Genomic DNA, 19,788 nt, shown 5'->3' with positions numbered 1-19,788 from the left:
CCATGCCGCTCGCCGAGCGCTCTCAGTGCGCCGCGCAGATCGGCGCGCGCTTCGGCTTGTGGGCCATCCGGCTGGGCGATGACGGTATCCACGTGCTTCCCCAATTCGGTTTACTGAATGCTCGACGCAATTTCGAAGATCGGCATGTACATCAGCACCACGATCCCGCCTATCACCACGCCGATGAAGATCATCATCGCGGGCTCGATCAAGCGCGAAATCAGATCGATCGTGCGCGATACCTGCGCTTCCTGGAACGCCGCGATGCGGTCGAGCACGGGCCCGAGACCGCCGGTCTTCTCGGCGACCGTCAACAGGCGGTACGCGATCGCGTTGGCGAGCCCCGCCTCCTGAAACGCATCCGAAACTTTCGCGCCGTTGCGCACCTGGTGCAGCGCGCCCGCGAGCGCCGTCTGGTCCGCTCGTCCAACCAGGCCCTGTGCGAGGTCGAAGGCCTTCACGGCGGGAATGCCGCCATCCACGAGCATGGCCGTCGTGCGATAGAACTGCGACTGACGAAACACGCGAAAGTGTTGCCCGATACCGGGCAGCGCCAGCATGCGATCGGCGATCCAGTTGCGCACGAACGGGCGGCGCAAGGCGAAGCCGGTCGCCACGGCCAGCACCGCGACGCTCACGGACAGCCCGGACCCGTGCGCGTGCACCAACCCGCCCCAGGCCATCAGCATGCGTGACAGCAGCGGCAGCTCGCGCCCGCTGTGTTCGAGCAGGCTCGCGAAGCGCGGCACCACGAAACCGAGCAGGAAGAGGACGACCGCCGCGCCGACGAACAGCAGGACCGTCGGGTAGATCGCCGCGGACACCACACGCGCACGCAGCTCGTGGAGCGTCGCGCTGTTGCGCGAGTAACGCGTAAGGCTGTCGGCAAGGCCGCCGGTCTGCTCGCTCGCCTTCACGCAGGCAACCAGAACCAGCGGGAAGATATGGCTTGCGTGCTCGAGCGCCGCGGACAGCGAGTGCCCCTCTTCGAGCTGACGCAAGAGGTCGCGATACACTTGCGCCGACGTCTCGCGGCGCTCGTTGCCGCCGAGCGTGCGCAACGCGTCGACGACGCCCACGCCCGCATCGAGCAGCGCCGCTAGCTCGCGCGCAAAGAGTTCGACGTTGAACCGGCCTCCGGGAAGCCCCAGCCGGTTCGCACGTTGCCGCCGGCCGCCCTCGGCGCGCACCGAGACGACGCGCAGACCGCGGGAACGCGCGAGTGCCGTGGCTGCCGCGGGCGTTTCGCTGTCGATGCGAAGCGTCTGGACCGAGCCATTCGTATCGAAGACACGCAGCACGTACTTCACGTCGAACCTCCTTGCAGACAACCCACCGGCGGCGCGACGACCGCGCCGCGCGCCCCTACCACGACGAGATCGTGACGTTCTCGCCCGTGCCGTCACCGCGTCCGTTCTTGCCGAGCGAAAACAGGTCGTAGTCGCCATGGTCGCCAGGCGAACGATACTGATACGGGCGATCCCACGGATCCACGGGCACCGCCTTCTGCAGATACGGCCCGCTCCAGCGCGTGGCATTCTGCGGCTTCTCCACGAGCGCCTCCAGGCCTTCTTCGGTCGTCGGATAAGCGCCGACGTCGAGCCGGTATTGATCCAGCGCCTGGCCGAGCGACACGATCTGCGCACGTGCGATCTTGACGTTCGACTTGCCGACCTGTTCGAAATATCGGGGCGCAACGAGACCGGCGAGCAAGCCGATGATGACCATCACGACGAGCAGTTCGAGCAGCGTGAAGCCGCGGCGCGCATACGTGCGCGCCGGTGCCGCACGACCGGCGCAACGCCGCGGCGCCTTTGACTCGGGCATCGGCACACCGTGTTGGATAGAGGTCGATTCGCTGTGCACGGCTCCCCCCCTGTATCGACTCACCGCTTCAGCGCCGCTGAAGCCGTTCAATGCATTCTTGTTCAGGTCGATACGGGCAAGTAGTAGGGAGTGCCGTCCAAAGACATGGGTAAAGACCCTCCAGTTGCACGATCGCGTCTGGAGGGATTTCACACATGCTCGTCGTCGGGCAACGACAGCACGCCCATGTCGATCGCAATGCGCACGAGACCGTTCAGGTTCCGGATGCCGAGCTTGCGCATCAGGTTCGCGCGATGCTTTTCGATGGTCTTGGGGCTGAGGCTCAGGCACTCGCCCACCTGGCGGTTGGTGTGCCCTTCTACCACGAGCCGCAGCACCGTGCGTTCGCGGCCCGTCAACGCGTTCCAGAGCTGCGCCTTGTGGGCGAAGTCCTCCTGCGATCCGTGCGCCCCCCCGCTGATCCGGTTGGCGCCGGCCACCCGCTTGCCCTGCAACACGAAGCGCATTTCCCGCACCAGTTGATCGAACGACGCGTCCTTGACCACGTAGCCGTCGGCGCCCGCGGCGAACGCCTCGCGCACGTGGTCTTCGCTCCAGTGAACGGTGAGGACGATGATCCGGACGCGCGGGAACTCGCGCTTGATCGCGGTGATCGCTTCGAAGCCACTGCCGCCGGGCATCGTCAGATCCATCAGGACCAGATCGGGCAGCGTCTCTCTCGCGAGGCGATGGGCTTCGAGCCCGCCGCTCGCCTCGCCGACGATGCAATAGTCGTCCAGTTCGGAAACCATGCGGCAAAGTCCGCTGCGCAATAAATGCTGGTCCTCGGCAATCAGCACACGATGTCTTTTTTCCAATTTCGTCGCTCCTTGCGGGACACTGCAGGCCTAGTTGGAAGCGACGACATCGTGATAGGCGGCGAGCAGTTCAGAAGGCGTGGCAAAGCCGTCGATGCGCAGCCAGGGCTTGCCCGGTGCGGCGCGCAGGAAGGCAACCGGCGTGTGATTCATCTTGTCGCCCCGATAGACGTTGAACGCGCGCTGCGCCGCAATGCTCGCCTCGACCGTGCCGGTATAGTGCTGCCACTCGGGGCCGGCTTCGAACCTGGCCGCATAGGCCTTCAGGCGTGCGGGCGTGTCCTGTTCCGGGTCGATCGAGATCGAGACGATATGGACTTTGTTGCGATCGTCGCCCAGATCGTTCTGAAATTGCTCGAGCGTCTGGCTGGTCATCGGGCAGATCGTCGTGCAGGTGGTATAGATGAACGTGACGATCACCGGACGGCCGTCGTTCAACTCGTCGACGAGCGAAACGGTCTTGCCGTCGTCGCGCACGAGGTCCACCGAAGGCAGCGTGTATTGCCCGGTCGTGCGCGTCGTCATACCCGCCATCATGTGATGGTGCATGTGAGGATCGGCGGCGGCGTCATCGGCCGGTGCGCTCCATGCCGCGGTTGCCGCGAGTGCCATGCCAGCCAGCACCCCAAGCCTTAATTTTGCAGTCCTGTTCATACCGGTCTCCAGAAATGAGGAGAAAGGTCGCTTCTCGCGATGCGCAGGTCGCGGCGCTTTCACTCCCTTGCGAGCCCAGTGTCATGAATTTGCCAACGAGCGTCATGGGTGGAGGGACCCCAAACGACGGTAGGGTATGCCCGCTTGATGGAAAACCCGCACCGTGCAATGGGGGGGTCCCCATACTACGAGCCCGCACATTACCCGTTGCGGCCCGCACCGATCACGGCCTAAAATCCCGATATTCTTACGATCTGCTTATATCGACGCATCGGGGGGAGCTCCAATGGATGCGATTCAGCCTGGAGGACCGCAGGTAAGATTGCTCGATCTGATCGAAGCAATGCGCAAGCTTCGTCGTGCAGCCTGCGCCAGTCAGCCCGAAGCCGGCGTCGTCACCGATGCGCGCGGCGCAGCGCTTGCGATTCTCACGCCCGCTGGAATCTTCGTGTCGGCAAACCGCAGCGCGGCCGCACTGCTCGGCTACTCGAGCGCCGAACTCGTCGGCAAGCGTCTCGTCGATCTTGCGCCCGACGACGCTCATGCGGCGTTGACAGACGAATTGTCCGCCAGCGCGGCTCGCGAGTTTCATTCGTTCAAGGCCCTGCTCACTGGCCGAACCGGTCACCCAACGCGGCTTGCACTGCATCAGCAATGGGTGCCCGCGAAGACGATGAATTCGGGCGTCTTGCTGACGCTTTTCGAAGAACCGCTGATCATCGAGCCCGGGTCTGCCGACTCGGAGTTGCTCGACGCAAGCGAGCGGTTGTGCCAGACGTATCTGATGATAGGTCAGCAGAAAGAGCGCCAGCGGCTCGCTTCGGAGTTGCACGACGGCCTCGGCCAGGCGCTCACCCTCGTCAAGCTGATGACAGAGGACGCGCTGATGCGCATACGCCGCGGTCAGGTCGACGATGCGGTGCAGCTGCTGGATTCGACCGTATTCAGGATCCGCGAAACGATTGGCGACGTGCGGCAGATATGCGGTGAACTAAGGCCGCTCATGCTCGACAAACTGGGGCTGCCCGCGGCATTGGGTTCGCTGTGCCGGCGCATCGAACGCGGCACGGGGGCGATGTCGGTCGTGTTCGACTGCGATGTCGCGGATAAGGACGTGCCCGAGCATCTGAAAGCCGACATGTTCAGGGTGGCTCAGGAGGCGCTGAATAACGCCGTCAAGCATGCCGCGGCGACCGAAATCTCGCTCAGCCTGCGCAGCGATGCGGCCCGCCTGATGTTGACGATTCGGGACAACGGCATTGGCTACGAGAACCATCCATTCGCCACGGACGAAGCGTATACAACAGGGTTGGGACTCGTCGGCATGCAGCACCGTGTAGAGATGCACGGCGGCGCGTTTTCGATCGAGTCGTCCGCCGCAACCGGGACCCTCGTCTGCGCGACCTGGACGCGCTAGCGCCGCCCTCGCCGCATTCAGGTTCCCGTCTCGCCCAGCCTGCATTCGGGCTCTTCGCCGCCTGGCCCCGGCCCCGGCGCCGGATCGGCGCGTTCCGGCAAATGCTCGTCGTCCACATCCGGCTCAGCGCATTTGGCGGCGAGCGACGTCAGCAAACCCATGCTCATCGCAACGAGAACCAGTTCGGTCAGGTTGGCGATATGGAGCTTGTGCATCATGCTCGCGCGATACTTCTCGATCGTCTTGGGACTCAGGTTCAGATATTGTCCCACCTGACGGTTGGTGCGTCCTTCCGCGATCAGCTTCAGCACGCTGCGCTCGCGCGCCGTCAGCACGTCCCACGCATGCTTCGGTGCGGGCGCTTCGCGGCCGCTGACGAACGAGTCGACCATAAACCCGTAGACGTCCGCACTCAGATGCTTCTTGCCCTGCATGACAGAGCGCATCGCGACCAGCAGTTCCTCGAACGAGACGTCCTTCAGCACGTAACCGTCGACGCCGGCACGCAGCGCTTCCCGCACGTACTCCTCGTTTTGATGCACCGTGAGCGCGATGATCCGGATGCCCGGCGATCGCCGTTTGATTGTCGCGCTGGCGTCGATGCCGTTCATCCCCCGCATCGACAGATCCATCAGGATCAGTTGGGGGGCGAGTGTCATCGCCTGCTGGCAGGCCTCTTTGCCGTCACGCGCTTCGCCGACGACGTCGTAGTCGGCTTGCGCACACAGCATCGAACGTAGACCATTTCGCAGCAGATCGTGATCCTCTGCGATTACAACGCGACATTTCATGTTCACGTCTTGTCTCCCGGTACCCGTGCCCTCGGCCGTCTTCACCGCATTAACGCTTCGACGAAAATCTTCCCTTCCACACAGCTTTCACTCTTTACATTCGAATTCCTAACTGTTAGCTTTGTGTTATTTTCGGGTTACTGTGTGTGTACCTGCCCTTCGCAAGGTTCACGCCACTTCGCGCAGAGCAAGCAACGGCGCGCATCTCCACTTGTTGGGACATTCCGGCCGCGCGTCGAGTGCCGAAAAATGTTTCATTTTCGAATCCTTTTTAAATCCCCAGAAGATTAGCTGCCGCAATGGATGGCAGGAAGCCGGTTCATTTTTATCATTGCGTGAAAATTGATCGATGATATTTGCATCCGGCGAGAAGAATCAAGGCGCCAGGCATGACTGCGGAGCGGCTGCCGTTGATTACCGTCCATTACCATTTATTTCGAATGTTAAGTTTCTGCAATGCGCTTTTTGAGCGCGCTTTCGCGTCACAAAGTGTAGGGAGGTGCCCCATTGCCGAGCCGTTTTTTCTTCCACCACAATTCAGGTGCAGGAGAAAACAACGATGCATTGCCACCCGTCATCCAGCTTCGGAAACGCGATCATTGCCGCATTCGCGATGCTCGGTGCGGTGTTGCCGGGACCGGCGTGCGCACAAATTTTCGGCACCGTCGACAGCAACGGCGCCATCGTTCTGACGAACGTGCGCGGCAAGCCGGGATTGAAGGTGATCGTTGCGGGCGAACCGCCAGGCGAACCCGGCGCCAGGCGCCGGTCGCGCAAGTCATCGGGCGGCGCCGACTCCCCCCTGTACGCGGACGTGATCGACGAAGCGAGCCGCTCCTTTCGCGTTCAACCCGAACTGCTTCGCGCGGTGATCGACATCGAGTCGGGATACAACCCGAAGGCGGTTTCGGACAAAGGCGCGCTGGGACTGATGCAGTTGATGCCCGATACCGCTGCGCGATTCTCGCACGGCGACATGTTCAATCCACGAGACAACGTGCTGGCCGGCGCCCGCTATCTTCGCTTTCTTCTCGACCTGTTCAAGGACGATGTGGAACTCGCGCTGGCCGCCTACAACGCCGGTGAAAACGCGGTGATTCGCGCCGGCTATCGCGTGCCGTCGCTGCCGGAAACGCGTCTGTACGTTCCGCGCGTGCTGACGCGCTACAAGCAGCTCCTCGCGTCCAGTTGAGCCTGATTGCACGCCCCGGAGCATAGCGAACCGGCCGACTGGGGACCAGTTCAGCCGGCCGGACGCCCTCTGCGACGTAGAACGCGAACACTTGCAGCGGTGCTGCGTCCTACGCTCTCCCTCCGTTGTCTACCGCGTGCGGGCACACGTCACCGAAACAAGGCGATGGTCTTGTCCGAGCCCTCGCCGTGCGCCTGTACATGGTGAAGCTCGATCATGTCCTCGATCTCCTCCACGCGCTCCTTCGGGACGTCGATCATCATCAAAAGCTCGCCGCGGAGGATCGATTCTTCGAAGCGCTTCAAGCGCGTATTGCGCACCTCGACGCCGACCACGGCCGCTACCCCGGCGCCGAATCCTGCGCCCGAAAGTGCGAGGATCACCACTGTGCCGCCGGCAATCCGTACGTCTTCGGGCGGGCACACAAGCGCAATCAGCGCCACCAGCAGCCCGATCGCACAGCCCACTGCTGCGCCTCGAGCCAGCGAAGCAAGCAGATCGCTGCGTTGCGCGAGCGATGCCTGCGGCAAGCCGTCGAGCGACACATTCTCGTTGGCGATGACATGCATATGCCGCCACTCGACCCGATGCAAAAGCAGTTCGCCGGCGACCGCGCGCGCGCGCTGTGCGGTAGGCAGCAAAAGATAGACGCGTCGCATTTGAGCTTCCCGCTTTCCGTCGAAAGTGTGCAGATGCACGACACGCCCCGCAAAGCGCCATCGATCTCACGGCACGATCCAGTCCCCATCGGCGACGAGCTTGATGTGGTCCGGCCCGGCAAAGCGAACGATATAGCCGCCCTTGGACGCGAATGTCTGCCCCGGCGCCAGCGTCAGGCGCGGATAGTAGCCCGTCAGGATGCGGCGTTCGAGCATGTCCTGAACCCGCTCCACCAGATAGTCCCTCACGAACGCATCGACCATATGGCTCAGGGTCTCGGCGAGCAGACCGCAGGCGAGGTAGGTGTCCGCCTGCACCTGGGGAGCCACCATCGGTATCTGTCTGATCGAGAACCAGCCGAACGCGTAGTCGACGCGCACGCGCCGCCCTTCCGGCAAATCGAACGGGTACGCAAGGCGCGTGACGCCGCGCCAACTCGTCGGCAAGGGGATACTATCCAGCCCACCCATGAGGCCCGACATGAACACCGTATGCGTCGCTGGAGGGATCCGCGCGAGCGCCGCAATATCGGGCGGACGCAGCCACAACACAAGCACATCCGAGCGCGGTATGCCGTGCAGCGCACCTGCAATGCCCTCGCCCGGGGCGAGTGCGTGATTCGATACCGCAATGCCGCGAGCCGCCAGCGCCGTGGCGAGCGACTGCGCTCCGCGTTCGCCGTTGTCGCCGGTACGATAGACCTGCCAGACGTGTGTCGGCGCCTTCGCCTCTTTCGTGCCCTGCGCCTGCGGCGCGCCGGTTTCATCGACGATGCGCGCCGCAATCAGCTCCGACTCGAGCAGCACGCCCTTCGAGAAGTACACGGAATAGAAGTCGCGATCGTTTTCGATCGGCACCTCGACGTTGGGAAAGAGACACGGCACGGCCTCCTGCTCGCAGAAGTCGTGAATCGGCGCCCAGTTTTTGCCGCCGAGACCCGACAACACCGCGAACACCGGCTGCCGGGCCAGAAACTGCGTGAGTTGCCCGCGCCAGGTGTCCGGCGGACCTTTTAGCTCCCACACGTGCAGTTCCCAGCGGCGATTGACCATGAACATCATCTTGCGCGACGAACGCAACGGCGGCACCGCACCGAGCGGAAAGACGTTCTTGTCGGCGAAGTAATGCGTGAGCACATCGAGCATGCCCGCGCGTTTCACCGGGTCGGCATCGGGGGTGATGATGGTCGCGAAGTGCAGCACGGTATCGGTGACACCCGTCGGCCTGCGCCGATCGAGCTGCTTCAGATAGCCGATCAGCGCCTGCATATCGGCGTCGTTCAGCGCGTACTGCGGCATCAGGCTGCTGAGCGGCTTGCCTTCGGAGTCGATGCCTTCGCGAATCGCGCGGGCGACCGTCGCCTCGGTGTACGGTTCACGTTCGGCGCGCATCCCGGGAACGTACGGCAAGTCGCGATCCTCCGGAGTTTGCGTGCGCGGCTCGACGAGGTAGCGCCAGCTGATTGGCGGAATGCTGCTGTTGCCCTCCCGCGAGCCGAGGCCACTGCGTCGATGACAGTTCACACAGGCCGCGGCTGCGCCTTGCAGGTGCACGCCCCCGTCGTGCATCGCTTCGAGCGCGTCGCCCGAACCCAGTACGCCCTGCTGATAGAGCGCCTGCCCGGCGCTCGCCGTCGCGACCGGTGGGGCGGCAGGCGCGCAACGCGCCTCGTGCACAGGCACGATCAGCGCGGCGAGCAACGCGCATGGAGCCAACCATCGCGTGGCCCGCGACGGTGCCCGTGTGCGGCCTCTCGGCCCGCTTGCCGTGCGCTTCATGATCAGGGCGACGGATGTCCCGCGCCGGGCAGCGCCGGCGAGGCATCGACGTCGATCGAAACCGATTTGCGGTGCATCTGCGGCGGTGCGGGTCTCGTGAAGATGCCATCGTCCAGCGCCGGATTGAGCGACACCTTGTCGATCGTGAGCTTGTCCTTTTTGTCGGACGCCGGTGCCCCACTCTCGATCTCGAGCGGTATCTGCAGCCCCTCGACGCTCCTGAAGTCGCTGTAGTTCACGTCCACGACGACCGTCTGCCCACGCGGCGTGCGCACCTGGCGGTCGACCTGCACGTCGAGAAACGTTTGAGCGTCGATCCACACATGGCGGATCACACCGGAAGGCAGCTTTGCGGCAAGGCGATACGCATCGCGCCCGCCCACCTGATCCTTGCCCTCGAGCGTAACGGTGACGCCCTTCGCTTCATGGTCGATCAGGAGCCCGTCGATCACCTGCTCGTCGCGCGCGGACGTCGCCTCGTCCATCGAGTACGGCCGCGGCGTCGCGCTGCCCATGCCGTTCGGACCCAGTTTCCAGCCTTGTCTACCGTCGAATACGCGCACGGACTTCTGGTTGTACACAGTGACCTCGAAGCGTGTCTTGTTCGGGCGTTTCATGGCGAGGACAAACGGCAGGTCCGGCGCGGGCGCATTGGCGCTATCCACGTGGCCGGACCAGATCATGGTCTGGACTTTGCGCCATGCGTCGAGGCCGCCTCTCGCGTCGACGTTCTTCTGGACGATCTCATCGGCACTCAGATCGTGCGCGGGGATCTGCTCTCCCGCGAACACGACCGCGGCGACACTGCCGGCGAGCACCCATACTGCGACTGGTTTCATGGCCGTCAACCTCATGGGGGCACCCAGCGGCTAATGGCTTGCGCTCTGGCGCGGGCCCGGGTGCGCCCCTGCATTTGCGCCTGGGTTCGCACTCGCCGCCGGACGCGGGCTCGGCGCCGGGTTCGCGCTGACGACCGGTGCGGGGTGCGTGACTTTCGCCACCGTGACCTGCGGCTTGGCAAACGCGGTGTCGTCCACCTGCGGGTTCAGCGCAACCTTATCGATGATCAGCTTGTGCGTGCCTCTTGCGCCGACGACAACCGTTTCGAGCGTATGCGGCATGACGAGGCCGCCCTCCTTGCGATAGTCGCGATAGAAGATCGCAACGTTGTGCATCTTGCCGTCGAGCTTGCGCGCATCGCCGTCGACCTTCAGTTCGAGAAAGCTGGCCGCATCGATCCATACGCGGCGCGACGTGCCGTCTTTCATCGTCAACTTGAGCACATACGCGCGGTGGCCCTCGACCATTTCCATGCCGAGCACGTCGATGCGCGTGCCTTTCGCCGCATAGTCCATGAGCGGCCCATCCAGTTCGGCCCATGACGCGGCCGCCTTGGCCTCCGCGGGCGTGTAGGGCTCCACTTCATTGCGGCCGAGGAACGGCCTGACCTTCCACCCTTGCGCGCCGTCGTAGACCTGGAATGCCGTCTGGTCGTTGAAGCGGACCTCGATACGGCTCTTGCGCGGGCGCTTGAGCGTCATCGTGAAAGGAAGTTTGGTGTTCTTCGTGCCGCCCGCCTCGAGCTGCCCCGACATCGTCATCGTGTTGACCGCGTGCCACGCCTGCAGGCCGCCGCGCGCGGCGACGTTGCGCTCGACGATCTGCGCGGCACTCATGTGCGCCGCGCCCGCAGTCTGGGCGCTCGCCGCGGAAGACCCCGCGAGCGCGATGGGAGCACTTGCCGCGAGCGTCACCACCGACGCGGTCCGGATCGCCAGCGAAAGAAAGCGGTTCATGAGTCATCTCCTCTTCGTCTGCGCGTGAAAAGCGTTTGTGCATTCATTCGACTATCAGCCCGTCGATGTGGAACGACCCCACGAATACGTCGACGCGCTCCCCGGCCTTGATCAGACCGCCCTTGTTCGAGAACACCATCCAGTACTCCTGACCGGTTTCCAGCGGACCGCTCTGGCGCAGCGCCCCAACCTTGTCCATCACCGGGATTTCGAGCAATGCATGGCTCGTGCGTCCGAACATCACGGCTGTCGCGGTCTTTTCGCCGAGCGGCCGCGCGGCCACCGGGTCCGTCACACGATAGCTGAAGCGGATCAGGTTGCCCGACGCCGTGCGGCGCACGCTCAGGTGGTCGATGCCCTGCATCAGTTCGTAATAGCCCCGCGCGCGCTGCGGCAGGCTCGCCGGCGAGTACGGCGACTGCTTCGCCGCCGCGCTCGCACCGGCCTCGCCGACCGCCGGCTGAAGCGAGGCGGCGACGAGACAGATACTGCCGGCCAGCAGCACGACCCGCGGCGTCCGGCGCAGACGCTGGCTCATGGCAACGCTCCCAGTGTCTTCAGACCCGCCGGCGTCGTGACTGCGGGCGGCGTGCCTACCGGCAGCGCAGGCTGGCCTTGATTGCCCTGTGCGCCTCCGATGCCGGGCAGCCCTCCGCTGTTCGCGGCGTTTGGCAGGATCCCCTGCAACAATCCGAGCAGCGTCACCGGATCGTTGACGCCAAGCGCGAGCGGATACGGCTGCGAGGCGAATACGCCGGGCCTCACGAACTCGACTGCGCCGATGTCGTAGCCACCCAGCTGCGGCCGCGGCGTGCCGAAGATGTCACGATTCGGCGCACCCGCTGCCGTGGCATGGTTGACCGCCGGCGAGGTCCCGGGGATCGTGTAGTTGCCAAGCAGCGTGTTGCGTTGCGCGCCCGTGCGCGCCTCGTTGAACAGCGACAGCGGACCGTACGACATGTTGATCCAGTTGTTGCCCTCGTCCGGCGTCGCCGAAGGCAGCAGGCTGAACAACGGATTCGGCAGCACCGTGTCCGCAATGCCCGGGGGCACCGTGATGCCGATGCCACCCGCCTCCGGCGGCACGCGCGCACCATTGCAGTACTGATGCACGACGTCCGGATTCGATCCGCTGTTGTTTGCGTTCGGATAGTCGCCGGCGTCGGTCAGGATCGAGTACTGCGGGTTCATCGTCAGACCGGACCCATGGTTGGCGGCGCCGGTGTCGCCGAACGCGCCGATGTCCCAGTAGACCGCCTTCGGATCGCAATAGCCCGTGGCGTGCCCGGCCTGATTCAGCGACGGATTGAGCGTGACCACGTTCTGCAGCCCCGCAATGCCCGGATCCAGTCCTCCCACCGTGATGTAGAACGTGCGGTTCTGCCAGAACAGGTCGTTCGTGAGCACCGGGTTCGAGAACGTCGTGCAGTCCGGGTGGCCCGCCGGGCATTTCACGTTCGGCCTCGTGAATGCCGCCACCAGGTTCTGCGTGTGGCGCGCGGTCTCGAGGCCGGCCGGCTCGTACTGCGACGTCGTGGTCGGCTGGCACGTCGTTTCCGAACCCGAGGTCGTGCAGTTCGGCGGCCCGACGTTGGCCTGTGACGCAGCGGACGTGTTGAACAGCACGCCGGCCGTCGCCGTCGAGTCGTTCGAGACGACCGTGTTGTTGATGAAGCTCACCGCCACGGCATCCTGCAGCGACACGCCGCCGCCCGCCCAGCCCGCCACGTTGTTCGCGATGATGTTGTTCGTCACCTTCACGCGATACCACCTGGAGCTGTCGTTCGGACTGCGTTGCACGTCGGTGCCGTTGACGTTCTGCAGCCGCAGGCCGCCGCCCTTGCCGCTTTCCGCCGTGTTGCCGACGATCAGGTTGCCGTCGATCGTGATGTCCGGGCCCGCGCCGTCCGAGAGCTGCGGCGCGCAGTCGACGTCGGTGGCCGCGTTCTCGCAGAAGGTGCCGTCGGGCGGCACACCCTGAACGATCAGCCCGCCGCCGTACGTCGGCAGCGTCGGGTTGTTGCTCTGATTGAACAGGATCCAGTTGTGCGACAGGTCGCCGTTGTAGCTGAAGCCGAAGTGCGCGACGCCGCCGCCGTCACCGCTGCTGATGTTGCCGCATACCCAGTTGTAGTTGAACTTGTAGTAGTCGGCGCCCGAACAGAACGTCACTCCTCCTGCCGAAGACGGCGTGGTCGAGTTGATTTCGTCGCCGTACGAAGCGTTCGACGTGACCTGGTTGTTGTGCACGTTCACGTGGACGTTGTACTGGAACGGCAACTGGGTCACGTTATTCGCCGCGATGTTGCCGTCGGGCACCTCGACCTGGCCGACGATGATGCCGCCCGTGAGCGTTCCCGCGTTGGAGAAGACGCGGTTGTTCGATACCTCCGTGTAGTGGTTCCAGCCATGCAGGTAGATACCGCCGCCGCCTTGCGAGCTGTTCGTGAACGACATGCCGTCGATGCGCGACGGGTTGCACAGGAAGTTGCTCTGATAGGTATTGCAGTCCGCGGCGCTGTTGGTGAGCGGCGTGCAGATGCCGTTCGCGACGCAGTTCTGGTCCTGGGTCAGCACCCCGCCCACCAGCACGTCCTTCACACCCTTGCCGAGCACGGTAATGGCCGCGCCTTCGTACGCGCCCATCAGCGTCGGCTCGATCAGCGTCTCCGCGAGGTTGCCGTTGAGGTTGAAATCCCAGCCGGAAGTCGGCTCGAACGGAATCCCGTCGATCTTGCGCTGCATCGAGGCGAGGCAACTGTACGCGCCGGTCGGATCGTACGGATTGCTCGCGGAGATCAGGCCGCCGTTCAGCGCATCGCCGAACAGGCACCCTATCTGCCTGCGCCACGGGTCGAGCTTGCCCGACGGATGCGGATTGGCGTCGACCGTCACGGACGTCGCCCCCACGCCTTGCAGCCGCACCGGCTTCCACATGAGCAGCATCTCCTTGTAAGTCCCGGGACCGACGACGATCATGTCGCCGGCGGCGGCATGGTCGATTGCGGTCTGGATTGCATTGCCCGCCGTGTTCTCGCCCCCCACGTAGGTGGGCGCCTTGCCGCCGATCGTCACGGTGACCGCATCGATCGAGCGCTTGCCGCTCGCTGCGGTGACGACAAGCTGGCCGCACTGGGTCGGCGTCGTCACACCGCGCTGCTGCATCGTGCAGGCCGCATCGGGACCGAGCAGAGGCGGCACGACCACGGTGATCTTCGCGTCGCTCCACGACGTCACCGGCGCCGGGATGCCCGCGATCGTCACGACGCCCCGTTGCTGGCCGAAACCGTAGTTGCGCGTGATGAACTTCTGGTTGAACGGCGCGGCAGTGGCAGCTGGACCTGTGTACGCATGGTTCGGCACCTGCTGCCTGCCGACCGACGTGATCGTCAGTGTCTTCAAGGGTCCACTGACCCACGGGCCCGCGCCGCCGTTGCTGCCCGCGGACGTATTGCCGGCAATCGCGTCGCCCGTCACGGAGGCAATGCCCGGCGTGCCGTCCGGATAGGCGCAGTCCACCTGGTTATACCCGTCCGCGAAGGCCTGGACGGGCACCACCGGCGTATCCATGTACTGGGTCTGTCCGGGCATGAACGGAATCTCGTAGCAGAACTGGCTATATGCCGGGTTATAGAGCGGGTCCTTGATGGTCTGGCCGGAATGCGCCGGGTCGGGCTTGTACGGATCGTTCATGCAGGCGACCATCATCGTCGGCGCGTAGCCCGTCGGGTTCGGCGGGTTGACTTGCCAGGTCGAGTAGGTCAGCCCGTTGAAGATGCCCCACTGGTCGGAATAGGTGCGCGAGATTTCGTTGCCCGCGAAGTCCTTGAACGACACCGGCACGTTTGGCACTGCGAACTTCTCGCCGAACTGCGGCGAATAAGGATCGAACTCCGACGAGAAATCGTCCAGCATGAAGCCGGTGTAGTGTGCGGCGACGTGCGTCGAGCTGAAGATCCAGAACTTCGCCAGCACCGCGCTTTGGTCGGTGAGCTCCACCTCCTTGCGGTCGCACAGATTCCGCGAAGCCCCCGCGAACGGCGAGACTTCCTGCGAACCCGGGAACAGACTGATGTAGTCCGGCACGATCCGCAGTTCGCCGACACACGGCCAGAAGCGTTCGACGGAGCCGGTGTCGCCTTCGGCATGCGGGGTGGAGCCGAGATTCGAGGTCGGATTCTGCGGGTTGTTCCGGTTGTAAGTGGAGTTCATCGCCGCCTGGTCGGGCAGGATGAAGATGTCGCCGATGCCGCCGAACTGCTGCGTAACCGGTGCGATGTAGTTGTCGCCGATCAGGATGTTCTTGTCCTCCTCCTTCACCAGTTCGTAGCCCGGCGGCACGATGATCTCGACCACATACTTGCCGGGCGGCAGCATCTGCGTGCCGTCCTTCGTGGGATTGGCGCTGCAGATCGTGCAGTTGGTGCCGGTGGGCAGGCCGCTATGCGGATCGCGGCCCGTCACGCTCGGGAACTGGTACATGCCGTCGAACGGCGCCGGCTGCACCTGGTTGAACACGTGCATGCCGTCATAGCACTTGAACTGCGAGTTGTTCGGCAGCGCACGCTGCTGCGGGTCGAGCCAGTTCGGCGTGTTCCGCAGCGTGTAGAAGTACGGATCGCTGGTGCTCTGGCCCGGACAGTTCATGTTCGGCACGCCGTCCGAACGGAACCCCTGGGCCCAGTCGTCCCAACTCGCGGTCTTCGTCGTATCGACGAGCTTCAGGCTCGTGGAGCCGTCCGCCGCAACGCCTTCCTGATACAGGTTCACCGTGACGTTCGGCACGTTGGGCGTCCACTTCGTGTGAATCAGCAACGTGGGATCGTCGAACGGGCGCGTGGAGGCATAGACGACTTCGCCGTGGATCCCGCCGTTCTCATTCGCCGCGTAGGGCGTCTTGCCGAACTCGACGAACGAGCTCTGGCCCGAGAAGCCCTGCCAGCCCATCGTGGTCACCCACGGCGGATCGACCCGGCCGGTCGAGGGATTCGAGCCCGAGCGGTCGTTGCAGTCCGCGTCGTTGCAGTACACCGCGCCCGGCACCCGCAGGTTCGTGGGCAGATGGACCGATTCCAGCGTGTTCGCGAAGTTCGCGGCGATCGTCGACTTGCCGCCGCCCGGCGTGCCGTCCGGCGGACCGCCCGCGTCATAGACGACGTGCACGCCGCTCTGCTTGAAGCGCGTCAGGTCGGTATCGACGACGTACCAGTTGAACAACGGGAACTCTTCGTTGAACGACGCATAGCCGCTCCCGTCCGTGACGTTGAAATCCGAATAGCTGCCGTCGCGGAAGCGAATGTTGGTCGACAATAGCGCGAGACCTGGCTTGCTCGGGTCCCCCACGCCGTTGCCGTTCGTGTCGAGGAAGGTCCGCGTATAGAGATTCGTCTGCCACTGAAGCACCGCGATATCTCCCGCGTCCGTCACCGTACCGCCGCCGAGCGTCACGGCCGATGCGAGCCCGTCGACGATCTGGTCGTTCCACTGGTCGAACACCGTGATTCGGGTTATGCCGGCAGGCAGGCCCGTGAAGCTGAACGTGCCGTCCGCGTTGCATTTGGTGAACGCGTAGTCTTCACCGTCCGGATCGCCCACGCTCACGTAGCATTGCGTGAAGCTCAACGGCTTGCGCGACTGGCTGCCATAGAGGTGCTCGTCGGGCGGACGGCTGTAGTGCAGGTTCGTCACCCGGCCCTTGAGCCCGTTGTTGCAGCTCGAGGTGGCGCACAGCAAAGGCAGCCGCGCGTTGATGATCTTCGGATTCGCAAAGCCGATCGACACGTGGAAGCCCGCCGGACCGAATTCCTGGAAGTACGCCGGGCCGCCGATCTTGATGAACGAGTCGTGGGCCTTCTCGCCGTCCAGCGTGTTCGTCTGCAGCCATTCCTCGCCTCGCGCGATGCGGTCAGCAGCGGGCGTCGCGATGATGCCGTACCGGCCCGGCATCAGGTTCGCGATGATGGCCTGACCAACGAGCGGCGACAGCGTCTTGCCATCCGACTCGTATTTCGGGCAGGTCGGGATCATGCCGACGAGGCCATCGGTCGATGTCGAAATCGGGCACGCGTTGAGCCCGCTGACCGGATCGATCGTGCCTTGCAGCGAGTTGGACAGCGGCATGTTGAACATGTCGTAGGTCATCTGTCCGGTCGGCTGGCCGCTGCCGCCCGCGTCGTCCCACAGCTTGATCTCAAAGCCGCCGAGGCCCGGTTCGCGCGCCGAGCCGAAGGTGTCGGTGCCGCCGCTCACGTCCACTTCGCCGTTCAGCGGTGCGTCGTCCTCGAACACGAACACGGAAACCTTCGCAGTCGGGAATGGCGATTCCTCGAGCAACACATTGACCGAAGTCTGCCCGGCCGCGATGGGCGCGCCGCCCATGCCGTTGCCGCATTTGCCCGTGCCCGGCGCGAAGTTCGCGACGCCCGGACAGTCTTTGGAAATGTCGAACTGCCGCTGCGCGCCCGAGGGGTTGGTCGGGTCGACCGGCTGCGGAACGCCGCCGCCGTTCGTGAACGAGTTGTACGCGTTGCCCGGCAGGATCGAAATGTAATAGCGCTTCTTCGGATCGAGCGCCACCTGCGACGGATCCACCGGCACCTGCTGCGCCGCCGTGGTCCGGCACACGCCGTTGCCGACGTCGCACACCGCCGGCAGGTGGGTCTGGCTGACCGGGTCGTAGACCGTCTGCCCCGCTTCGCACGCGGCGACGCCGACACAGCCTGCCGCCACCACCGGCATGTAACTCGTATGGAAGTTCGCACCGAGACTCGGCACAGGCAGCGGCGGACACGTCGCCGGACGCGTGGGCGAATTCACCTGGCACGCCGGATCGATCTGGAACGTGCGGTCTTCCTCGATGATCCAGCGGTAGTCGCTGATCTTCACCGGCGTCTTGCCCGGCTGCGTGCTGGGCGCATCGAGTACGTTGACGACGAGTCCGCTGCCGCCCTTGAACGTCACCGTCACGCTCGCCGTGTTGCTCGCCGTATTCTGCGCATTCACCGCCTTGTACTGGAACGTCACGCTCGCGGACGCCGCGCTGCCCATTGGCGCCGTTGCCGGGCTCGCCGTGAAGGAGCCGTCCGGATTCAGCGTGACAGAGCCGCCCGAAGGGGTGCCGACCAGCGTCGCGGTGAGCTGCAGGCCATTCGGATCGCTGGCGTACGTGAGCACACCGGGCTCGGAGATCTGCAGCCGCGAGGCGACGTTGCTCGTATAAGCGGCATTACCGGCCGTGGGCGGTCCGGACTGACACCCGTTGCCCGTCGTGCACGCAGTGAGCGTCACCGTCGCCGCCGCGTTCGGATTGCCGTTCGCCTGGTACACGAAGCTGTCGGCCGTCGTGCCTTGACTCGGCGTGTAGACGAACGTGCCGTCCGGGTTCAGCGTGAGCGAGCCGCCAGTCGGTGGCGTCTTCACCTGCACGCCGTAGACGTTGGCGTCCTTCGCCGCCACGCCTCTAGCCGGGTCGGACACGGTCAGCGTCTTGCCGGGTACGAAGAAATACGTGGAACCGGTGACCGAAGCGTTCGCCACGGCGGCCGCGGACGCCGCGGTGGAGTTGTTCACGCTGATGTAACCCTGCATGCCGCCGTCACGCGCGTTGTTCGTCGACAGGCTCAGTTCGCGATCGAACACCGGCAGCGCGGAAGCGGCTGCGGCCGGCATGTTGACCAGCGCGTCATAGGTCTTGCCGGCCGCCATGAACACTTCCGACTGGATCCGCGGATTGCCGGGCAGCACGTTGCCGTCTTCGGCGATCAACGCGAAGCCGGAGACCGGGGTCGTGCCGGTTTGCGCGCCGACCACGGCCGGCACGTGCATGCGCAGACCCGCGTTGACGAAGCGAAGCATCACCGGCCCGGTGGTCGCTGCGCTCGTCGCGGCGAACGTCGAAGCGCCCGGATTGGTGCGGTCGAACGAGACGCCGTTGATCAGGTAGTAGCGCGGATCGTAGTTCACCGTGGGCGGATAGCAGGTGCCGAACGAGGTCGACTTCGAATCGCCGCAGCCGCCCGGCTGCCCGGACCAGGACAGGGTTTCGCTGAAGCCCGGGGTCGCGACCGCGGAGGCGACCGCGGTGTTCTGCACCGGATCGATTTCGCTCAGCACGAGCGGCACGTCGGTGTCGTAGCTGATGCCCGGATACGCCTGTGCAGGCGTCGTACCGTTGGCCGCCGTTCTCACCACCAGCACGCCATAGAGCCCCATCGGCCCCTGGATCGATGGGTGCGTGCCCGACTCGATCAGATAGGTGCCGGGGTTCAGGTTGCTCCACGTGAGTGCAGTGGTGCTGCCGTGCGCGACTTCGGTCGCGAACGACTGCACGCGGGCCGCTTGCGTCGGCGGCGTGAACGTCGCCCCGCCGGGCGCGGCGGCGGCGGTCGGCCACGTGGTCGCGGTCTGGGTGGGGTGCGTCGGGCTCGGCATGCTCGTCGCCGTCGTGCCCAGACCGCCGCCCAGTTGCCCGACGATCACGAGCGAGGTCGGCACGGAGCCGGGCAGGCTGTTGTTGAGATTGATCGTGAGCGGCCCAGGCGGCACCGTGATGACGACGGGCGACCAGTTCGCCCCTGCCCCGGGGTTCGCCGCCGTACACGTGGCAGGCGCAGCGGCCGCCGTGCAGCTGTAACCCCACATCGGCACGGCCTGCCCGTCGGGCATCACGGCCGTAGTGGCCTTCGCAGTGAGATTGACGGATGCCTGGGCGAATGCCATCCCGCTCGCGCCCAGCAAAACGGAAGCGGCAATCGACGCCTTAAGCATACCTAACAGATTTGCCTTGAGTGTGGTGGATCTCATCGCCGTTCTCCCCG

General features: G+C 64.7%; 13 protein-coding genes. 2 read left to right on the top strand and 11 right to left on the bottom strand.

Annotated elements, in window-relative coordinates:
- Positions 1-110: 110 nt before the first annotated feature.
- The 4 genes from AB3X98_RS23310 to AB3X98_RS23295 form a co-directional block, all read right to left on the bottom strand.
- Positions 111-1,310 (bottom strand): type II secretion system F family protein, encoded by a 1,200-nt coding sequence (locus tag AB3X98_RS23310; RefSeq protein WP_069267146.1) that lies wholly within the window; start codon positions 1,308-1,310, stop codon positions 111-113.
- Between the two features lie 55 nt (positions 1,311-1,365).
- The gene (gspG, locus tag AB3X98_RS23305) at positions 1,366-1,827 is read right to left on the bottom strand and encodes a type II secretion system major pseudopilin GspG (protein ID WP_069267147.1); all 462 of its coding nucleotides are present in this window, start codon (positions 1,825-1,827) and stop codon (positions 1,366-1,368) included.
- Between the two features lie 188 nt (positions 1,828-2,015).
- Positions 2,016-2,684: a response regulator transcription factor gene (locus AB3X98_RS23300; RefSeq protein ID WP_342946286.1), complete on the bottom strand. Its 669-nt coding sequence runs from the start codon at positions 2,682-2,684 to the stop codon at positions 2,016-2,018.
- A 30-nt stretch (positions 2,685-2,714) separates the two neighbouring features.
- Positions 2,715-3,296, bottom strand: coding sequence for an SCO family protein (locus AB3X98_RS23295; protein WP_342946639.1), 582 nt, complete (start codon positions 3,294-3,296; stop codon positions 2,715-2,717).
- 328 nt (positions 3,297-3,624) lie between these two features.
- Here AB3X98_RS23295 and AB3X98_RS23290 point away from each other — a divergent pair, with 328 nt between their 5' ends.
- The gene (locus tag AB3X98_RS23290) at positions 3,625-4,755 is read left to right on the top strand and encodes an ATP-binding protein (RefSeq protein WP_069267150.1); all 1,131 of its coding nucleotides are present in this window, start codon (positions 3,625-3,627) and stop codon (positions 4,753-4,755) included.
- 17 nt (positions 4,756-4,772) lie between these two features.
- Here the strand turns inward: AB3X98_RS23290 and AB3X98_RS23285 are convergent, their stop codons facing one another.
- On the bottom strand, positions 4,773-5,552 hold the full coding sequence (locus AB3X98_RS23285; protein ID WP_083245472.1) for a response regulator transcription factor: 780 nt from the start codon (positions 5,550-5,552) through the stop codon (positions 4,773-4,775).
- A gap of 553 nt (positions 5,553-6,105) precedes the next feature.
- On the opposite strand from AB3X98_RS23285, the gene AB3X98_RS23280 reads away from it, so the two are divergent.
- A complete protein-coding gene (locus AB3X98_RS23280) occupies positions 6,106-6,738 on the top strand; it encodes a lytic transglycosylase domain-containing protein (RefSeq protein WP_368603586.1) in 633 nt (210 codons plus the stop codon).
- Between the two features lie 149 nt (positions 6,739-6,887).
- On the opposite strand, the gene AB3X98_RS23275 is transcribed toward AB3X98_RS23280, so the two are convergent.
- The 6 genes from AB3X98_RS23275 to AB3X98_RS23250 all read right to left on the bottom strand — a co-directional run bounded on the left by AB3X98_RS23275 (position 6,888) and on the right by AB3X98_RS23250 (position 19,774).
- Positions 6,888-7,397 (bottom strand): DUF1269 domain-containing protein, encoded by a 510-nt coding sequence (locus tag AB3X98_RS23275; RefSeq protein ID WP_368603587.1) that lies wholly within the window; start codon positions 7,395-7,397, stop codon positions 6,888-6,890.
- 66 nt (positions 7,398-7,463) lie between these two features.
- Positions 7,464-9,176 (bottom strand): c-type cytochrome, encoded by a 1,713-nt coding sequence (locus tag AB3X98_RS23270; protein ID WP_368603588.1) that lies wholly within the window; start codon positions 9,174-9,176, stop codon positions 7,464-7,466.
- Positions 9,177-9,178: 2 nt separating this feature from the next.
- A complete protein-coding gene (locus AB3X98_RS23265) occupies positions 9,179-10,015 on the bottom strand; it encodes a hypothetical protein (protein WP_342946288.1) in 837 nt (278 codons plus the stop codon).
- A 30-nt stretch (positions 10,016-10,045) separates the two neighbouring features.
- On the bottom strand, positions 10,046-10,972 hold the full coding sequence (locus AB3X98_RS23260; protein ID WP_342946289.1) for an outer membrane lipoprotein-sorting protein: 927 nt from the start codon (positions 10,970-10,972) through the stop codon (positions 10,046-10,048).
- A gap of 43 nt (positions 10,973-11,015) precedes the next feature.
- Positions 11,016-11,510, bottom strand: coding sequence for a hypothetical protein (locus AB3X98_RS23255; RefSeq protein WP_069267155.1), 495 nt, complete (start codon positions 11,508-11,510; stop codon positions 11,016-11,018).
- Entirely contained in the window at positions 11,507-19,774 is an 8,268-nt protein-coding gene (locus AB3X98_RS23250; protein WP_368603589.1) for an Ig-like domain-containing protein, read from the bottom strand. Before AB3X98_RS23250 ends, AB3X98_RS23255 begins: the two co-directional genes overlap by 4 nt.
- Positions 19,775-19,788: the final 14 nt, after the last annotated feature.

Source organism: Paraburkholderia sp. BR14312 (assembly GCF_040948675.1).
Classification (GTDB): domain Bacteria; phylum Pseudomonadota; class Gammaproteobacteria; order Burkholderiales; family Burkholderiaceae; genus Paraburkholderia; species Paraburkholderia nodosa_A.
This window is presented reverse-complemented; position numbering and strand designations above follow the sequence as displayed.